The sequence below is a fragment of the Leeia aquatica genome, assembly GCF_012641365.1.
Taxonomy (GTDB): domain Bacteria; phylum Pseudomonadota; class Gammaproteobacteria; order Burkholderiales; family Leeiaceae; genus Leeia; species Leeia aquatica.
The window spans coordinates 129,705-147,398 of sequence record NZ_JABAIM010000004.1; the positions used below are offsets into that span (position 1 = coordinate 129,705).

A 17,694-nucleotide genomic window follows, 5' to 3' on the forward strand; every position below is an offset into this window, starting at 1 on the left:
GCTGCCGCTTCATTCACCAACCCGTACAATCGCCATCATGATGATGTATCCCGTTTTGCTGCCCAATGGCTACGAACCTTCGCTGACTGAGGTCATGGTGGGCGGTGTGGTTTTTTTCGGCACCATTTATTTCGGTTTTGCCCTGCTCAACCTGCTGCTGCAAAAGGGGCTGCGCACTCTGGGCATCGGGCGCGTGCTGGACCCGCGTCCCCTGCGGCCACAGCAGGTCTGGCGGGAGATCGGCTGGTCCTCCCTGTCCATCCTGCTGTTTGGCACCGGCATGGTCTTCCCGTGGATGGTGCTGAAGCTGGGCTGGTCACACGCTGTGATGGATGCCGGGATACCCCGTATTCTGCTGGAAATGCTGGCCTTGCTGCTGTGGAACGACATCCATTTCTACCTGAACCACCGCTTGCTGCATACCCGCTGGATGTTGCCGCGTTTTCATGTGCAGCATCACCGCAGCCATGTCACGACGCCGTTCTCCACCTACGCCTTCCACCCGGTGGAAGCCTTGCTGCTGGGGAATGTGCTGCTGTTGCCCATGATCGTGCATGACTTCAGCTGGCAAGCCATGCTGTCGCTGCCTTTGCTCAGCCTGTTGCTGAACAATATCGGCCACGCCAACTATGACCCGTTTCCTGCCCAGGGGGGGCGCAGCTGGTTGACCTCCAGCCGCCGCCATCACCTGCACCATGCCTGCTCGCGGGGCAATTTCGGATTCCTGCTGCCTTTCATGGATCAGCTGTTCCATACCGATTTGCCGGATGACGCTGCGGATCGCGTGCTGCAGGCGCACCAGTCACGCCATGCTGCGTAACCGGCGCGATGTGCAGAGCCTGGCCTACCTGCTGGCCGCCCCCCTGCTGGTGGCCTGGCAGTGGCAACACGGCTTCAGCCTGCCACTGTACCTGCTGCTCTTGTTCCTGACACTGGGTATCGGGGTGATCAACCACAACCACTCGCATCTACCGATGTGGCGTCATCGTGGCCTCAATCGCTTGACCACGCTGTGGGTCAGCCTGCTGCAAGGCCACCCGGCCTTTGTGTTCCACCCGGCCCACGTGGCCAACCATCATCGCTACCACCACGGCGAGCAGGATGTAGCCCGCACCTACCGCTTTGGCGGCGACCACAATCACCTGCTCGGCTACCTGCTGCATCCGGTGGTGGTGATTCCGGTCCTCTATCCCTTGTTCTGGCATTATCTGGGCCGCTTGCAGCATCGCCGTCCGGCGCTGTGGCGCGCCTGCCTGCTCCAGTACGGCTGGCTACTGTTGCTATGGGGGGTGCTGCTCTGGCTGTCACCTGGCAAAACCCTGCTCTATGTGCTGCTGCCGCAGCTGCATGGCCTGCACTGGCTACTGGCCACCAACTACCTGCAGCATGCCCACGCGGATGGACATTCGCCGCTCAACTTTGCCCGCAACTTTGACGGCCTGATCAACCCGCTGTTACTCAATATCGGCCTGCATACCAGCCACCACCGTCACCCGAAGGCGCACTGGTCACAACTGACGCACTTGCAACAACAGTACCGCGATCAGATCGACCCGCGCCTGAACGAGCGGGGGCTGCTGCCCTATATGTTCCGCGTCTACCTGCTGGGGCTGATCTGGCCTCGCTATCGTAGCCAAAGCCTGATGACGTTCACCCCTCACTGAGGACCGACATGCCCACACCTTTCCAACGTGTCTATCTCGATGCGGCCAGCCACTATCTGCCAGGCGAGCCGGTCGATAACACGGCCATGGACCAGTACATCGCGCCGCTGAACCGGCTGTCCAACCGCATCAAGCAACGCATTCTGGCGGAAAACGGCATTGAGCAACGCCACTACGCCATCAACCCGCAAGGGGAAACGGTACAGTCCCACGCCGCCATGGCGGCAGAGGCCATCCGTCGGGCTGTACAGCAAACAGAACTCTCACTCAGCGACATTACTTTGCTGGCCGCAGGCTCCTCAGGTGGCGATGCACTGATGCCCGGCTTTGCCAACCTGATCCAGGGTGAATTGTCGGCCCCGCCGATGGAAACCCTCAGCAGTCAGGGCGTGTGTGCATCCGGTGTCACGGCGCTGAGCCATGCTGCCATGGCACTCGAACTGGGCAGCCATGAGCGGGCGCTGGTGGTGGCCAGCGAGCTGCCGTCACGCATGTTCAAGAAGAGCCGCTTTGCCCCGCGCGACTATCACGCCGACTTTGATGCCCATTTCCTGCGCTGGATGCTCTCTGACGGCGCGGGAGCGATGCTGCTCAGCCGCACCCCACGCACGCGAAACGGCATCCGCCTGCGCCTGAAATGGGTACACCAGCGCTCCTTTTCCGGCGATTACCCGGTATGCATGCAGCTAGGACTACCGCAAGGCGGCAGCAAGAGCTTCCTCGACTATGATTCCTGCGCCGATGCCGAACGTGATGGCGCACTCTCCTTGCGACAGGATATCCGCCTGCTCCCGCATCTGTTTGACATCGGCATTCATGAATATGTGAAGCTGGTACAGGAAGGCTGGCTGCATCCGGACCGCGTCAGCCACTTCCTCTGCCATTACTCCTCCGAGCGCTTCATCCCGGTGGTGGAAGAGCTGATGGCCAAGGCACAGCTGTCCATTCCGCGCGAGCGCTGGTACAGCAATCTGAAATGGCGCGGCAATACCGGCTCGGCCTCCATCTTCATCATGCTGGCCGAGTTTCTGGAGACGCATACCCTGCAGCCCGGCGACACTTTGTTCTGTTACATCCCGGAATCTGGCCGCTTCACTACGGCTTTCCTGCTGCTGGAGGCCGAAGCGGCCGACCAGCCGCTACCCGAGCCGGTTGCTCAACCCATCGCCCAGCCCACGCGTGACGCGGAGGTCCCCGCCCCGCATGACCCCCAACACAGCGATCCACGGCTTGCCCGCCTATTGCAGGCACTGGCGGTGATCTGGCATGACTACCGGTCACGGGCCTGGCGCACCCCGATGATCCGCAAGTTGCGTGAGCAGCGTTTCACGTGGAACGATTACCGGCAATGGATGGCCTGCTGGATTCCTCAAGTACGGGAAGGCAGCCTGTGGATGCGCGAAGCGGTCGCCTCGCTGCAAGCCCCGTTTGAAGCGCTGGGCGAGCTGGTAACCGAGCATGCCAATGATGAGCAGTTTGACTTCAACATCCTGTTTCAGGACTATCAGGCCGCCGGTGGCGAAGCCCGCCGCATTGAGGACTTGCGTCGCAACGCGGGCGGGGAAGCCTTGAACAGCTATATGCACGCGCTGGCCAGCACGCCGAATCCCATCGGCCTGCTGGGTGCCATCTACATCATCGAAGGCACTGGACAACGCATCATCCCCGCACTGCTGCCGCTGCTGAAAAACCAGCTGCAGCTGCCGCCCAATACCTACCGCTTTCTCGATTATCATGGCAGCAACGACGAACATCACCTGCAACGCTGGCTGCGGGCGGTGATGCTGGCGCTGCAGGCGGAACCGGGCGAACGGGTGGCGGAGCAGATCATCCGCACCACAGAGCGCACCGCGCAGCTGTACCTGATGCAGTTTGAACATGTACTGGAGGATGTGGACGCATGAAGCAGCTACCGGATTTTCTGGACACCGAGTACGACCCGCGCGACCCCTCACCGTGGCTCTCGCTGTATCTGGACCAGAGCACCCCGCTGCCGGACCCGGTCAAGCGGGCCTGGCTGCGTGACTCCAGCTCCCGCTCACGACAATTTGTGCTGCCCTTCCTGCGGCCGCTGGCCCGCACCCTGATCATCCTGATTCAGGTGCTGAAGGTGGTGCTGCCACGGCGCTGGGCGGCCTCCCGGCTGCTGCACTGGCTACTGGCCTTTGGCCTCAAGCGCTTTGTCACGCCGGAAGCCAACTGGCTGATCCTGCGCCACTTTCACCTCGGCGCACAGATCCTCGAGTTCATCGCCCGAAATTCGCCACAGCCGGTCAGTACCAACCCGCTCAAGCCGGTGACCATCGATGATCTGAAGGATGAGCTGTTTCTCAAGCACGACCTCAACCTGTTCAACTTCGTGATCCGTCTCAACCAGGCGCTGCGCGAGCACGGCCAGCAACTGGGGCCGGTGGCCCAGCCGGATTTCAGCATGCTGCACGAACCGCCGGTACCGCTGGAGAGCATGCCACGTCGCTGGCACAACTTCCTCGACCTGCAGAGCGCCATCGAACTGTTCACCCCGATGTACCAGCTGTTCCTCACCGACAACGACTTCTGGCGCGCCAGCAACTCGCTGCAGCTGGACGAAACCATCGGCCTCTACGCCGCCCGCATTCTCGGCGCCCCCGAGCATCTGGTCCTGCTCAACAACAAGCACCCACTGGTACCACTCAGCACCCTGCGCGCCGGTTTCCGCCTGGTACTGCACGGCCTGAGTACTGAAATGCTGCATGCCCTTTTGGTCATGCGCCAGCAGCAAACCACGGGTCAAGGCGCGGCCGCCGGTGGTTCTGCGGCCAGTGCGGGCTCTTCGTCGTAACGGCGCATGATGGCGGCGCGCAGCGGGGCGAGTTCGGTGGTGTTGTCGAATTCCAGCAGGTCGTCGTCAAAGCGCAGGCCGAGTTGCAGCCAGATCAGCGGCAGGTCCGGGCTCACCGGTTCTTCGCGCATCTCCTGATACAGCTCGCGGAAGGTGGCGCCGCCGTCAACCCCATCCAGTGTGGTCAGCACCCGATCTAGGCTGGTGTAGTCGGCAATGCCGCGCGTCTCACGGTTGAGGTGACGCAGGGCATCCATGAAACCGATCTGGTTGTCGCTCTGCTGCCGCAGGCGCAGGTCGGCCTGCATGCAGTAGTAGACGCCGGCCCAGTACACCCGGCTGCCGCTCATCGGGTAATCCAGCCCGCGCTCGCCCATTTTGGGGATGGCTTGCCACATGCTGCGCACCAGCCCGCGCCAGGCCTGGGCTTCGTTGATCGCGCCAATTTTGGCACGCACCAGGGTGGCACTGTAGTCGGCCACGCCTTCCAGAAACCAGAACGCCTTGTTGGGCAGCATGGGGGTGCCAAGGTGGACCATCTCGTGGATCAGCAAACCATCCCGATTCAGCGCGTCCAGCGTGGCCTTGCGGCCCAGGGTCACCCGTAGTGCCGGGTACGGTTGGCCCCAGGCAATCCCGGCCAGCACCCGGTCCCCCTCGGCACTATCGACCAGCACCTCGACCCGGTCGACCGGGAAACGTCCATAGAAGGCGGAGACCCATTGCGCACGCTGCTCAATCCAGGCCACGACCTCCGCTTGGGATAAGCTCAGGTCCTGCGCCTGGAAGGCCACGTCCATCACCGCACCTTGCACCTCCAGCCGGGTTTTAGGCAACGGCGCCAGTGCGCGGTAGAGGTTAGCCGGGTTCAGGTCCTGTGCCTGGGCGGTGCCACAGCACAGCAGCAGTATGAGCAGGAGGCGGGAGAGAAGAGGGTGCATGGGGCGAGTCTACCGCCTTTGTGGCGGCAGACCCAGCCCTGGGGCAGGAAGAAGTCTTCCGTCAGAGGCTAGCCGCGAGGCGCGAGCCTTGGTCAATGGCGCGCTTGGCGTCCAGCTCGGCGGCCACATCTGCGCCACCAATCAGGTGCACCGGCTTACCGCTCGCCGCCAGCGCCGCATGCAGCGCTCGTTGGGGTTCTTGCCCGGCACAAATCACAACGTGATCCACCGGCAGCAGTTGCGGCTGACCGTTGACAGTGATGTGCAGTCCTTCATCGTCCACCTTGTCATACTGCACGCCGGAGAGCATCTGCACGCCCTTGTTTTTCAGGCTGGTACGGTGAATCCAGCCGGTGGTCTTGCCCAGCCCGTCGCCCACCTTGCTGCTCTTGCGTTGCAGCAGGTAAATCTGGCGCGGGCTGTGCGAGGCTGCCGGGCCACCGGCACGCAGGCCACCACGGTGCGACAGCTCGCCATCAATGCCCCACTCCTGCAGGAAGGCGGGCAGGTCCAGACTGGTGGGCGTGCCCTCATGGGACAGGTATTCCGCCGTATCAAAGCCAATCCCACCGGCACCGATAATGGCCACCCGCTCGCCTACCGGCTGCTTGTCCCGCAGCACATCCAGATAGCTCAGCACCTTCGGGTGATCACTGCCGGGAAAGCTGATCTGCCGTGGCAGGATGCCGGTTGCCAGTACCACTTCGTCAAAGTCCAGCAGCTGTTCTGCGCTGGCACGCTGACCCAGCCTGACCTCGACCTGATGGCGCGCCAGCTGGGTACGGAAGTAGCGCAGGGTTTCATAGAACTCCTCTTTGCCCGGCACCTGCTTGGCGACATTGAACTGCCCGCCAATCTCGCTGCTGGCCTCAAACAGGGTCACCTGATGGCCGCGCTGGGCGGCGACGGTGGCACAGGCCAGACCCGCCGGTCCCGCCCCCACCACCGCAATGCGCTTGGGCTGCGCAGTGGGCAGGTAGTTCAGCTCGGTTTCATGGCAGGCACGCGGGTTAACCAGACAGCTGGTCATCTTGGCCTGGAAGATATGGTCCAGACAGGCCTGGTTGCAGCCGATACAGGTATTGATCTCGTCCGCACGCTGTTCCGCCGCCTTGCGCACAAACTCCGGGTCCGCCAGGAAGGGGCGTGCCATCGACACCATGTCGGCACTGCCTTCCGACAGGATCTGCTCGGCTACTTCCGGCGTGTTGATGCGGTTGGTGGTCACCAGCGGGATACGTACGCTGCCCTTGAGCTTGCGCGTCACCCAGGCAAAGCCACCGCGCGGCACCATGGTGGCAATGGTCGGAATGCGGGCTTCGTGCCAGCCAATGCCGGTGTTGATCAGCGTGGCACCGGCCTGCTCGACGGCTTGTGCCAGCGCCACAATCTCGTCCCAGTTGCTGCCTTGGTCGACCAGATCCAGCATGGACAGGCGGTAGATAATGATGAAGTCGGACCCCACCGCTGCACGCACCCGGCGCAGGATCTCCAGCGGGAAACGAATGCGGTTTTCGAAACTACCCCCCCACTGGTCGGTGCGGTGATTGGTCTTCGGCGCAATGAACTGGTTGATCAGGTAGCCTTCCGAGCCCATGACCTCGACGCCATCGTAACCAGCCTGCTGCGCCAGCCGGGCACAACGGGCAAAGTCGGCAATGGTTTGCTCGATACCGGCTTCATCCAGCGCAACGGGCGGGAAGGGATTGATCGGCGCTTGCAAGGCACTGGGCGCCACCGGGTCCAGCTGGTAGGAATAGCGCCCGGTATGCAGGATCTGCAAGCATATCTTGCCACCCTCAGCGTGCACCGCATCGGTAACGATACGGTGATGCGGCACTTCCTGCTCATCGACCAGCTTGCTGGCCCCGGCCATCACCACGCCTTTGTCGTTGGGGGCCACGCCACCGGTCACAATCAGGCCGACACCGCCCCGGGCCCGCTCGGCGTAAAACGCGGCCATGCGCTCGAAACCCTGCTCGGCTTCTTCCAGCCCGGTATGCATGGAGCCCATCAGGGTTCGGTTGCGCAAGGTGGTAAAGCCCAGGTCCAGCGGGGCCAACAGGTGCGGGTAAGCGGTGGTCATGGCGAGCTCCGGCAATCTATCAAGCAAACGCTTGGTAGTTTAAACGGGTCGCCGACACCCTGCAATGGGTGTCGGGTCAAACCTGGAGAGGCGGTATCAGTCGTCGCTGCTGTTGTGACGGCGGCCTACCTGCACGCCCAGCTGCTTGAGCTTGCGGTACAGGTGGGTGCGCTCCAGCCCTACGCGTTCGGCCACCTGGCTCATGTTGCCGCCGGCCTGCTTCAGATGGTATTCCAGATACAGGCGCTCGAACTCATCGCGTGCTTCACGCAGGGGCTGGTCGAACGACACGCCGGTCATCGGCAGGGCCGGTGCAGCCTCAGGCGCGCGCGGCGCACTGCTGGACAGGCGCAGCAGCGCCTGCACATCGTCCGCACTGATCTCTTCTTCGCTGGCGGTCAGGGCGGCGGACTGCACCACCTGCAGCAGCTCCTGATGGTTGCCTTGCCAGCCGTGCTGCCGCAGCTGGTTGAGCGCGGCAGTGGCAAAGCGGCGTTGCGGTGCCTTGCGGGCTTCGATCAGCTGCGTGAGCAATTGATTGGCCAGGTCTGGCACATCGTCCGCATGCAGACGCAGCGGCGGCACCACCACGGTCAGCCCTGCCAGCGCCTGATACAACGCAGCATCAAACTGCCGCTCGGTCACCAGTGGCAGCAGCGGCTGGCTGGAGGTGACCACCAAGCGGGCGTGAAACTTCTCCAGCTTGTTGACCACCAGCATCAGGCCCTGCTGTGCCCGCCGCGGCAATTCAGCCACTTCCGGCACATACAGCAAACCGTCTCGCGCCTGCTCCAGCAGGCTGAGCGGGGCGTCAATCAGGGTTTGTGGGTTGCTGACGGTCACCCACGGTGAATTCGGGGTATACAGGTAGCGGGCACACGGTTCAAACGCCACGCCATACTCGCCGGTCAGCAGCACCGGCCGCCGCTGTTGCAATACCTGATCCAGCTTGGCCTTGAGGTCCACAATGGCCTCGCCTTTGCCCAAGCTGGCCAGTGTTTGCTCCGGGTGGTGCTGGGCACCGCCGCGCTTCAAGGCCCGCTGCACGGTCGACAGCAGCTTTTGCAAGGCAATCGGCTTTTCCATGAAGTCCAGCGCGCCGATGCGGGTGGCTTCCACCGCCGTATCAATGGTGGCATGGCCCGACATCATGACCACCGGCATGGTCAGTTGCCCGGCGCGTGCCCATTCCTTGAGCAAGGTGATGCCATCACAGTCCGGCATCCAGATGTCGAGCAGCACCAGGTCCGGACGCTGCTGATTCCGGTAAGTCCGCGCCTGGGCGGCATTCTCGGCCAGCTTGACCCGATAACCCTCGTCTTGCAGGATTTCCGACAACAATTCCCGGATGCCCATTTCGTCATCGACGATCAGGATTTCGTTTCCGCTCATACGTCTCCCTCTGGCGGCGTGGTGACTCTTGGCAGTACCAGCGTCACACTGGCCCCCTGTGGCTCACGGTTCTGTATGCTCACGCTGCCGTGATGCTCTTCGCAAATCTTTTTGACAATGGCCAGCCCCAGCCCGGTCCCCTTGGCCTTGGTGGTCACATATGGCTCAAACACCCGGGCCAGCATGTCCGGCGGAAAACCCGCGCCATTGTCCTGCACCACCAGCGTGGCCGAAGTCTCAGCCCCCTGCAGGCGCACTTCAATGCAAGGCGCTTCCGCGCCCGATACCGCATCTTGTGCATTTTGCAACAAATTATGCAACACCTGTCGTAATCTTGTCGCATCCCCCATCACCAGCACGGCACGATCACATAGCCTTGCCTGCACCCAGCCGCTGCTCTCATACAGGGTGAGTACCTCGCGCACCAGCGCATTCAGGTCCAGCATCTGCAGCACCGTCTTCGGCGCACGCGCATATTCCTTGAAGTCTTCCACCATGTTTTTCAGGGCAGCCACCTGATTGACAATAGTCTGCGTACTGCGCGCCAGCATGTCGGCATCCGGCTGCGCCAGCTTGTCAGACAGCTTGTGCTGTAGCCGCTCGGCCGACAGCTGGATGGGCGTCAGCGGGTTCTTGATTTCATGGGCCAGCCGCCGTGCCACCTCACCCCAGGCCGCTTGGCGCTGGGCCTGCATCAGGTCGGTAATGTCGTCAAACACCAACACAAAGCCATGGCCAGCCCCCGGCATGCGACTGCCGCGCAACAGCAGCACCTGGCTACCACGAGGGCCGACCAGCTCCAGCTGTGCATGCCAGCTGTCCTGACCCACACCGTTGAAACCCTCCACCACCCGCTGGGCAAATTCAGCCAGCTGCGGCATGCGACGGCCCCATGCCGCCAGCGCCGTGCCCTGCAATTCATGCATCGGCACCCCGAGAATGGCGTCGGCACCGGCATTGCTGGAGCGCAGACCAAACCCGGCATCGAAGGCCAGTACGCCGGCGGTCAGGTTGGCCAGCAGGCTGGCAAGGTATTCATTGGCGGCGGCGAGCGCTTGCTGCTGCTGCTCCACGCTGTCACGCGCCTCGGCCAGCTGCCGGGTCATGCGGTTGAATTGCAGCGTCAGCACCCCCAGCTCGTCCTTGCTCAGCACCGTCTGCCGCTGGCTGAAGTCGCCCTGCGCCACCGCGCGGGTCCCCGCCGCCAATACCGACAGCGGAGCGGACAAGCGGCTGGAGAGGTAAAACGCCAGCGCCATCACCAGCAGCAGGATCAGCAACAGTGATAGCGTCAGCGTCACCGAATAGATCAGCTGCAGGTTGCCGCGCGAGAGTGCCAGCGTCTTGTAATCACGGCGGATGTTTTCCAGCACCTCGGCATCATCGGCCAGCTGGCGGGATACCGGTTGCTGCAGCAGCAGCATGCGGCCATCACCGCCCAACCCGCCTGGCTTCAACGCCACCAGCACCCGCACCTTGAGCTCGTGCTCATTCTCGGCAGCGTTTTCCACCACCGACCACGGCCCGCTGCGCGCCTGCAGCAATTCATTCTGCGCCGGCTGAGCGGGCGACTCGCTGCCCGCATACGCCAGCAAGGAGCCCCGGCTGGTGAAAATCCCCAGCTGGGCAATATCCTGCTGTTCACGCAGTCGCCCCAGCAGGCTCAGCAGGTCCGCATCCTTCGCCTCGTTCAGCTGCCGGGCAATGCTGAGGGCCACCCGCTCCTGTTCCTGCCGGACGTGGTCCAGCGCCACCTGCCCCAGGTTCAAGCCCCGGTCCAGCGCCGTATCCACCCGCACATCAAACCAGGTTTCAATACTGCGGGTCAGGAACTGGAAGGACACGGTATACACCAGCGCGCCAGGCAATACAGCCACCAGTCCAAACATCAGCACCAGCCGCAGGGTCAGCTTGGAGCCAAACACCCCGGCTTTCAGCTTCTTGCGCAGGTCCCACAACTGCCAGCCAACCAGCGCCAGCAAGCCGACCGCCACCACACCGTTGAGCAACAACAACAGGTTGTAGTGGTTGGACAGCCGGCTGCCATTGGCGGCCGCGCTGGCCAGCAGATACAGCATGATCCCGGTTACCAGTGCAGCCAGTATCACCAGGCGCTTCATGGTGCCGCCTCCGGGGAGAAGGAAAAGCTTTGCCAGTCGGAACCCAGGTTCCAGTCCGACGAGGTCAGGGTGCGGATCTGGAAGGTTTGCGGCAGCTGCTGACTATCCAGTTGCAGGCGGATGCGGCCTTGCAGGTCACCCAGTTCCCGCAGCCCGCCTTTTTCCAGCACCAGCCAGCCACCGGGAGTACACAAGGCGCCCAGCGCAGCATCCAGCCGTGGATAGCCGCGGTATAGCCCGCCATAGCTGAGGCGGTACTGCCGGGTCAAGGCAGAATAGCTGAGTTTGTAGTTGCGCTGCAGGGTCACCACGGTGCTGTCAAACCACAACTTCCGATGGCGTATCAGCTCAAAATCCAGCACAAAACCCAGCGTCATTCCCTGCTGCAGGGCATCTTCCAGCGTGGGCGGCAGGCTGCAGGCAAAGCGGGCGGACAGCAAATAACCCTCGTCGCCCAGTTGCACCTTCGCCTGGCGGAAGGCGATATCCGCCTGCGCCAGTGTGCTCACCAGCAGCAGGCCAACGAGCAGCGCCCGCTTAAGCAAGCTTGCGCAGCCGGGCATAAAAGAAACCGTCCTGCTGCGCGTCCGGCAGCAGTTGCAGGGTGGCCACGTCATCGCCCAGCGGTATCAGCATCGCATGGGGCTGCCGCTCCAGAAAGGCCACCACCTGCTGCTGGTTTTCCGCCCGGAAAATGGAGCAGGTGGCATACAGCAGCTCCCCGCCCACCGCCAGACAGGGCCAGATGGCATCCAGCAGGGCGGCTTGCTGGCGGGCAAACTGCTCGATATCCGCCGGGCGACGGTGCAGCTTGATGTCCGGATTGCGCCGCACCACCCCCGAGGCGCTGCATGGAACATCCAGCAGGATGCGGTCAAACGGCTGCCCGTCCCACCAGGCTGATGGCTGACTGGCATCACCGCACAGCAGCGTGGCCTGTCCCCCCAGTCGGTCCAGATTGTCCTGCACCCTTTGCAGACGGCTGGCATCCACATCCAGCGCCGTCAGCTGCAAACGATGCCGTTCCAGCAGGTGCCCGGTCTTGCCACCCGGTGCCGCGCAGGCATCCAATACCCGCATACCGTCTCGTGCATCCAGCAAGAGGGCGGCCTGTTGTGCGCCCAAGTCTTGCACGGACACCGCGCCCTCGCTAAAGCCCGGCAGGCGGCTAACCGGCACGGGTGTCTGCAACAACAAGCCCGCTTCACCCACGGCTGTCGCACTGAGCCCCTCGTCAGCCAGTCGCTGCTGATACGCAACCAGCGTCTGCTGGCGCAGGTTGACGCGCAAACCCATCGGTGGATGCAGCAGCCCGGCTTCGGCAATCTGCTTCCAGCGCTCCGGGTAGCTTTGCCGTAGCTGGTTTACCCACCAGCCGGGCAGGGCATAGCGGCTGGCGGGGTCATTCCCGGCCTGCTCCAGCAGACTGCGACGCTCACGCTGGAAACGACGCAGAATGGCATTGGCCATCCCCTTGGCGGGCGGCAGCCAGCGCGCCACCTGCCGTACGGCATGGTCAACGATGGCGTAAGGCGCCGCTGCCGTATGCTGCAGCTGGTACAAGGCCACCAGCAGGACCAGCCGCACGCGTGGATCTTCCGGCGGGCGGGTCATCATCTGCTTGAGCACAGCATCCAGTGTGCCGTAATGACGCAAGGTGCCATAGCACAGGTCGCGGATGCCACCCCGCTGCTGCGGGGTCAGCTCGGTGTCGTGTTGCAGGGTTTCGCTGAGCACCTCGGTGAGGTTGCGTCCGGCCAAGACCTGGCCGATCACCTCGGTAGCAACACGCTGTATCTGAAACATGGGATCACTGACTTCTGTTCTGGTCAGCGTGGATACTAACAAAAAACCGCCCCGGCGGGGCGGTGGTGTCCCATGCTTACCAGCCGGACGACGCCGATGGCCGCAACATGGCCAGCAAACGGGCCACGCGCTCCTCCGTCACCGGGTGCGTACGGAACAGCCCGGCCAAGCCCCCGCCATGCAAGGGGTTGATGATCATCATCTGCGCAGTTTCCGGATGCTGCTCGGCGCTGGGCATGACATAGCCTTGCGCGTAGCGTTCGATCCGCTGCAAGGCACTGGCCAGAGCTTGCGGGTCCCCACTGAGCAGGGCCCCGACCCGGTCCGCCTCAAACTCACGGGCCCGTGAAATCGCCATCTGGATCAACATGGCCGCCAGCGGCGCGAACAGGGCAATCACCAGGGCGAGCAGCGGATGAATCGGCCGCTCGTCGTCCCGCCCCCCGCTGCCGCCAAAAAACAGCAGGAATTGCGACAGGTTGCTGACTGCACCAGCAATGGTGGCGGTCAGGGTCGACAGCAGGGTGTCCCGGTGCAGGATGTGCGCCAGCTCGTGCGCCAGTACGCCGCGCAGCTCACGCTCGCTCAACAGCTGCAGCAAACCGCTGGTGACCGCCACCGCAGCATGCTGCGGATCTCGACCGGTGGCAAAAGCGTTGGGTTGCGCACTGTGGATCAGGTAAACCGCGGGCATCGGCAATCCGGCTTTCTGTGCCAGCTCCGCCACCATGCGGTACAGCGGTGCGCCACTGCGGCTGTCCACCGGCTGGGCATGGTGCATGCGCAGCACCAGCTTGTCGGACTGCCACCACGCCCACAGATTGACGGCCCCAGCCAGCAACAGCATGATCAGCATGCCTGCAGCCCCCCCGAAGGCCATCCCCAATACCCCGAACAGCGCTGTCAAACCGGCCAGCAACGTGGCCGTCTTCAGCCAATTGCCCCACATCGCCCTCATCCTTGTGTCCATACGGAGAAACGCTCCGTGCGTAACCCTTAGATGAGGGGCTGGGCAAAAAATTCAATGTCTGATCAAAGGCCTAGCGTCACGCCATCGGCCAGACCCTGCACCCATTGCGCTGCGGGCTGGCGCTTGCCACCGGCGCGCTGCACCTCCAGCAAGCGCAAGCTGCCCTCGCCACACGCCACCATCAGATGGCCAGCCTCATCCCGGTGCAACTGCCCGGCGGGCAGGTTCAGTGCGCCGGCCTCGGTAGCCGCCCACACTTTCAGCACTTCGCCCTGGTGGCGAGTCCAGCAACCTGGCGCAGGATGAAAGGCACGAATGCGCCGCGCCAGCTCTGAGGCTGGCCGCTGCCACAGGAGCTCAGCCTCGGTCTTGTCGATCTTGCTGGCGTAGTTCACCCCTTCCGCCGGTTGCGGCACCGCAGCCAGTTGCCCCGCAACCCAGCGCGGCAGGTCGGCCACGATGGCCTGTGCGCCCATCTCCGCCAACCGGTCGTGCAGGCTGCCGGTGGTGTCTTCCGGCAGGATGGCGCAGCGATGCACGGATAGCATGGGCCCGGTATCCAGCCCGGCCTCCATCTGCATGATGGTGATACCCGTCTCCGCATCGCCCGCTTCGATAGCACGATGGATCGGTGCCGCCCCGCGCCAGCGTGGCAGCAGCGAGGCGTGGATGTTGAGACAGCCATAACGCGGGATGTCCAGCACCCCCTGCGGCAGGATCAGCCCATAGGCGGCCACCACCATCACGTCTGCCTGCAGTTCGCGCAAGGCGTGCTGGACCTCGGCATCACGCAAGGTCGTGGGTTGCCACACCGGCAGGCCGTGCGCCAGCGCACACTGCTTGACCGGGCTGGGGGTCAGCTTCATGCCGCGCCCCGCCGGTCGATCCGGCTGGGTCAGCACCACAGGAATGTCGAATCCGGCGGTCACCAGCGCTTGCAGCGCCCGCTCGGCAAATACCGGTGTCCCGGCAAAGATCACACGCATGGGATTACCCTGAATCATGGAAATAGCAACGGCGAACAAGCGTGTTCTGATGGCTTACAGATTCTGCCGTTCACGCTTCTTCAGTTTCTTCAGGATGCGGTCCTGCTTCATGCGCGACAGATGTTCGACAAACACCTTGCCGTCCAGATGGTCGATTTCATGCTGGATGCAGATGGCCAGCAGCTCGTCCGCCTCCAGCTCATACGCTTCGCCCTGCAAATTGAGCGCGCGTACCGTCACCCGCTCCGCCCGGGTGACCTTGTCGTAGACGCCCGGCACCGACAGGCAGCCTTCTTCAGTCTCGCAGCGGCCATCCCGCTTGAGGATTTCCGGGTTGATGAAATACTGCGGCTGTTGCCGGTCTTCGCTGATGTCGATCACCACCACCCGCTCGTGAACATTGACCTGAGTGGCTGCCAGACCAATGCCGCGCGCCTCGTACATGGTTTCCAGCATGTCGGCACACAGGGTGCGAATACGGTCGTCTACCACCGCAACGGGTTTGGCCACCGTGTGCAGTCGTGGGTCGGGATAATGCAAGATATTGAGGAGCGCCATGTTGCCTGCCTGTTGAAAACCTGATGTCATACGCCGATATCTGTTGCCAGCCTGAGAAAATGGATGCAGAATTTTCTCTATTTATCTGACATACTTGATGAAATTGCGTTCCATGCACCGTCAGCCCTGAGGAGTTCGGCGCGGACGCCCGAGTGACGACACAGTCGAGGTTGTAATATGCGTAAGGCCATTATATCGCTTCTCATGCTTGCCGCACTGGGCTTGGCAAAAGCGGATACCCTGCAACTGCAGGACAATCACCCGAATACCTATACCGTTCGTCGGGGAGACACCTTGTGGGACATCTCCGGCAAGTTCCTGAAACAACCCTGGCGCTGGCCGGAAATCTGGAACATGAACCGGGATGAAATCAAGAACCCGCACTGGATCTATCCGGGTGATCTGATCGTACTGGACATGGTGGATGGTCAGCCGCGCCTTTCCGTCTCGCGTGGCGCCACTATGAAGGGTGGCACCATCAAGGTTCGTCCGCAGGTGCGGATTGAGGGGCTGGATGGCGACGCCATTCCCACCATTGCCTCGTCGATCATCGACCCCTTCCTGTCGCAACCCAAGGTCATTACCAACGAGCAGTTGCTGACCTCGCCACGCATTGGTGCCGGTGGTGAGCTGCGCGTGGTGTTCGGTGCGGGCGACTACGTCTACGCCGAGGGCCTGGACGGCCAGAAGCAGGGTAGTGTCTGGCAAATCTACCGTCAGGGCAAAGCCCTGAAAGACCCGGCGGACAAGGACGAGAAAATCATCCTCGGCCATGAAGCCCTCTATCTGGGAGATGCCCGGCTGGACGTGGTGGGCAAGGTCAGCAAGCTGACCATCCTGCGTGCCGAGCGCGAAATCACCTATCACGACCGGCTGCTTGCCGCCCCGGAGCCTTCGCTGCGTAACTACCAGCCGCACGCGCCATCATTCCAGCTGAACGCACAAGTCGTCTCCAGCTATGGCGATATGGCAGAAGTCGGCCAGTACTTCATGGTGGTGCTGAACAAGGGCGCGCTGGACGGTATTGAAGTAGGCCATGTGCTGCAGGCCCTGAAAGCCCCGCGCCTGATGCAAAAGGTCAATTCGTCCGACCCGGACCTGTACACCTTGCCGGAAGTGGCCGGAGAAGTGATGGTGTTCCGGGTGTTTGATCACCTGTCCTACGCGCTGGTGATGCGCTCGACCGACGTGATCAAGGCGCGTGATGTGGTTGTCAGCCCTTAAGGGAAACCCATGACCGAACACGAGGCCTGGTTGCGCCTCACATTGACGCCGGGCCTGGGCCCGGCGTCTTTGTTGGCACTGCTGCAACGCTTCCATGAACCGCAGCATATCCTCACCCAGCGGGAAGCCGTACTGGCTGAGGTTGTCCCGCGCAAGGTCGCGGCAGCTTTGCAGCACACGCCGGTCGATTTGCCTGCGCATCTGGACTGGCTGCAGCAGGCTGGCAACAGTCTGCTGACGCTGGCCGATGCCGACTACCCGCCGCAGCTGCTGGAGATTCCCACCCCACCACCGGTGCTGTTCGTCAAAGGCAGGCGCGACTTGCTGGCCCAGCCTGCGCTGGCGGTGGTGGGTAGCCGCCACGCCACCACCGGTGGCTTTGATACCGCACACAGTTTTGCCCGCAGCCTGTCACAGGCGGGCTGGACCATCGTCAGTGGGCTGGCCGATGGCATCGACCGTGCCGCCCATCTGGGGGGGCTGGAGGGGCAAGGCAGCACCATTGCGGTGGTGGGCACCGGGCTGGATCGGGTGTATCCGGCGGGCAACCGGGAGTTGGCCCACCGGGTCGCCGCTCACGGGGTGTTGCTCTCAGAGTATGCGCTGGGTGCGCCGCCACTGGCTGGGCATTTCCCGCAGCGTAACCGTATCATTGCGGGCCTGGCGCGTGGCTGCCTGGTGGTAGAGGCTACCCTCAACAGTGGCTCGCTGATCACCGCCCGGCACGCTCTGGAGCAGGGGCGCGATGTGTTTGCCATCCCCGGCTCGATCCATGCCCCGCAAAGCAAGGGCTGTCATCGCCTGATCAAGGAAGGCGCCAAACTGGTGGAGTGTGCCGATGACATCCTGCAGGAATTACCCGCCCACCCAGCCGTCACGCTCGCACCCTCCGCTGCACCAGCAGACTTGGCGCCCCCTGCAGCAAACTGGCCACAGGGTCTGGAATATGACCCGATCGACCTGGATCAACTGAGCCTGCGCAGTGGTCGCAGTGCCGCAGAATTGCTGCCGCTGCTGCTGCAGCTGGAGCTGGAGGGGCAGGTGGAAACGCTGCCGGGTGGACGTTACCGTCGTCGCGGCTGATTGCGACGACAATTTGCAATCGCGGCCTTTCCCGTTACACTGG

The 17,694-nt window shown here is 63.0% G+C and carries 15 protein-coding genes; 6 read left to right on the forward strand and 9 right to left on the reverse strand.

Translation table 11 applies throughout. The features are described from left to right. The first annotated feature begins 37 nt into the window (after positions 1–37). From HF682_RS15465 to HF682_RS15480, 4 genes are read left to right on the forward strand one after another with little or no spacing between them, the layout of a single operon-like run. Positions 38–820, forward strand: coding sequence for a sterol desaturase family protein (locus HF682_RS15465; RefSeq protein WP_205882123.1), 783 nt, complete (start codon positions 38–40; stop codon positions 818–820). Beyond that, positions 810–1,664, forward strand: a complete 855-nt coding sequence (locus HF682_RS15470; RefSeq protein WP_168878235.1) for a fatty acid desaturase — start codon at positions 810–812, stop codon at positions 1,662–1,664. Before HF682_RS15465 ends, HF682_RS15470 begins: the two co-directional genes overlap by 11 nt. An 8-nt stretch (positions 1,665–1,672) precedes the next feature. Then, a complete protein-coding gene (locus HF682_RS15475; protein WP_168878236.1) occupies positions 1,673–3,568 on the forward strand; it encodes an iron-containing redox enzyme family protein in 1,896 nt (631 codons plus the stop codon). After that, positions 3,565–4,485 (forward strand): DUF6999 family protein, encoded by a 921-nt coding sequence (locus HF682_RS15480; RefSeq protein ID WP_168878237.1) that lies wholly within the window; start codon positions 3,565–3,567, stop codon positions 4,483–4,485. Before HF682_RS15475 ends, HF682_RS15480 begins: the two co-directional genes overlap by 4 nt. Here the strand turns inward: HF682_RS15480 and HF682_RS15485 are convergent. From HF682_RS15485 to def, 9 genes are all read right to left on the reverse strand, one after another. Beyond that, positions 4,434–5,426: a hypothetical protein gene (locus HF682_RS15485; protein WP_168878238.1), complete on the reverse strand. Its 993-nt coding sequence runs from the start codon at positions 5,424–5,426 to the stop codon at positions 4,434–4,436. The two genes, HF682_RS15480 and HF682_RS15485, sit on opposite strands and share 52 nt — an antisense overlap. A 61-nt stretch (positions 5,427–5,487) precedes the next feature. Further along, positions 5,488–7,512, reverse strand: a complete 2,025-nt coding sequence (locus HF682_RS15490; protein ID WP_168878239.1) for an NADPH-dependent 2,4-dienoyl-CoA reductase — start codon at positions 7,510–7,512, stop codon at positions 5,488–5,490. Between the two features lie 96 nt (positions 7,513–7,608). Beyond that, positions 7,609–8,904: a sigma-54-dependent transcriptional regulator gene (locus HF682_RS15495; RefSeq protein ID WP_168878240.1), complete on the reverse strand. Its 1,296-nt coding sequence runs from the start codon at positions 8,902–8,904 to the stop codon at positions 7,609–7,611. After that, entirely contained in the window at positions 8,901–11,024 is a 2,124-nt protein-coding gene (locus tag HF682_RS15500; protein ID WP_168878241.1) for a sensor histidine kinase, read from the reverse strand. Before HF682_RS15500 ends, HF682_RS15495 begins: the two co-directional genes overlap by 4 nt. Continuing rightward, positions 11,021–11,587, reverse strand: coding sequence for a DUF4390 domain-containing protein (locus HF682_RS15505; RefSeq protein ID WP_168878242.1), 567 nt, complete (start codon positions 11,585–11,587; stop codon positions 11,021–11,023). Before HF682_RS15505 ends, HF682_RS15500 begins: the two co-directional genes overlap by 4 nt. After that, complete coding sequence (gene rsmB, locus HF682_RS15510) at positions 11,562–12,830, reverse strand: 16S rRNA (cytosine(967)-C(5))-methyltransferase RsmB (RefSeq protein ID WP_168878243.1); 1,269 nt, start codon at positions 12,828–12,830, stop codon at positions 11,562–11,564. Before rsmB ends, HF682_RS15505 begins: the two co-directional genes overlap by 26 nt. Positions 12,831–12,906: 76 nt before the next feature. Next, positions 12,907–13,779: a zinc metalloprotease HtpX gene (gene htpX / locus HF682_RS15515; protein WP_168878244.1), complete on the reverse strand. Its 873-nt coding sequence runs from the start codon at positions 13,777–13,779 to the stop codon at positions 12,907–12,909. Between the two features lie 83 nt (positions 13,780–13,862). Then, positions 13,863–14,786, reverse strand: a complete 924-nt coding sequence (gene fmt / locus HF682_RS15520) for a methionyl-tRNA formyltransferase (RefSeq protein ID WP_168878245.1) — start codon at positions 14,784–14,786, stop codon at positions 13,863–13,865. A gap of 54 nt (positions 14,787–14,840) precedes the next feature. Next, positions 14,841–15,344 carry a peptide deformylase gene (gene def / locus HF682_RS15525; RefSeq protein WP_168878246.1) on the reverse strand — a complete coding sequence of 168 codons (504 nt, stop codon included), beginning with the start codon at positions 15,342–15,344 and terminating at the stop codon, positions 14,841–14,843. A gap of 204 nt (positions 15,345–15,548) precedes the next feature. Here def and HF682_RS15530 point away from each other — a divergent pair, with 204 nt between their 5' ends. Together HF682_RS15530 and dprA are read left to right on the forward strand one after the other, a co-directional pair. Beyond that, entirely contained in the window at positions 15,549–16,568 is a 1,020-nt protein-coding gene (locus tag HF682_RS15530) for a LysM peptidoglycan-binding domain-containing protein (protein WP_168878247.1), read from the forward strand. Positions 16,569–16,577: 9 nt separating this feature from the next. Beyond that, a complete protein-coding gene (gene dprA / locus HF682_RS15535) occupies positions 16,578–17,651 on the forward strand; it encodes a DNA-processing protein DprA (RefSeq protein WP_168878248.1) in 1,074 nt (357 codons plus the stop codon). The last annotated feature ends 43 nt before the right edge of the window (positions 17,652–17,694 follow it).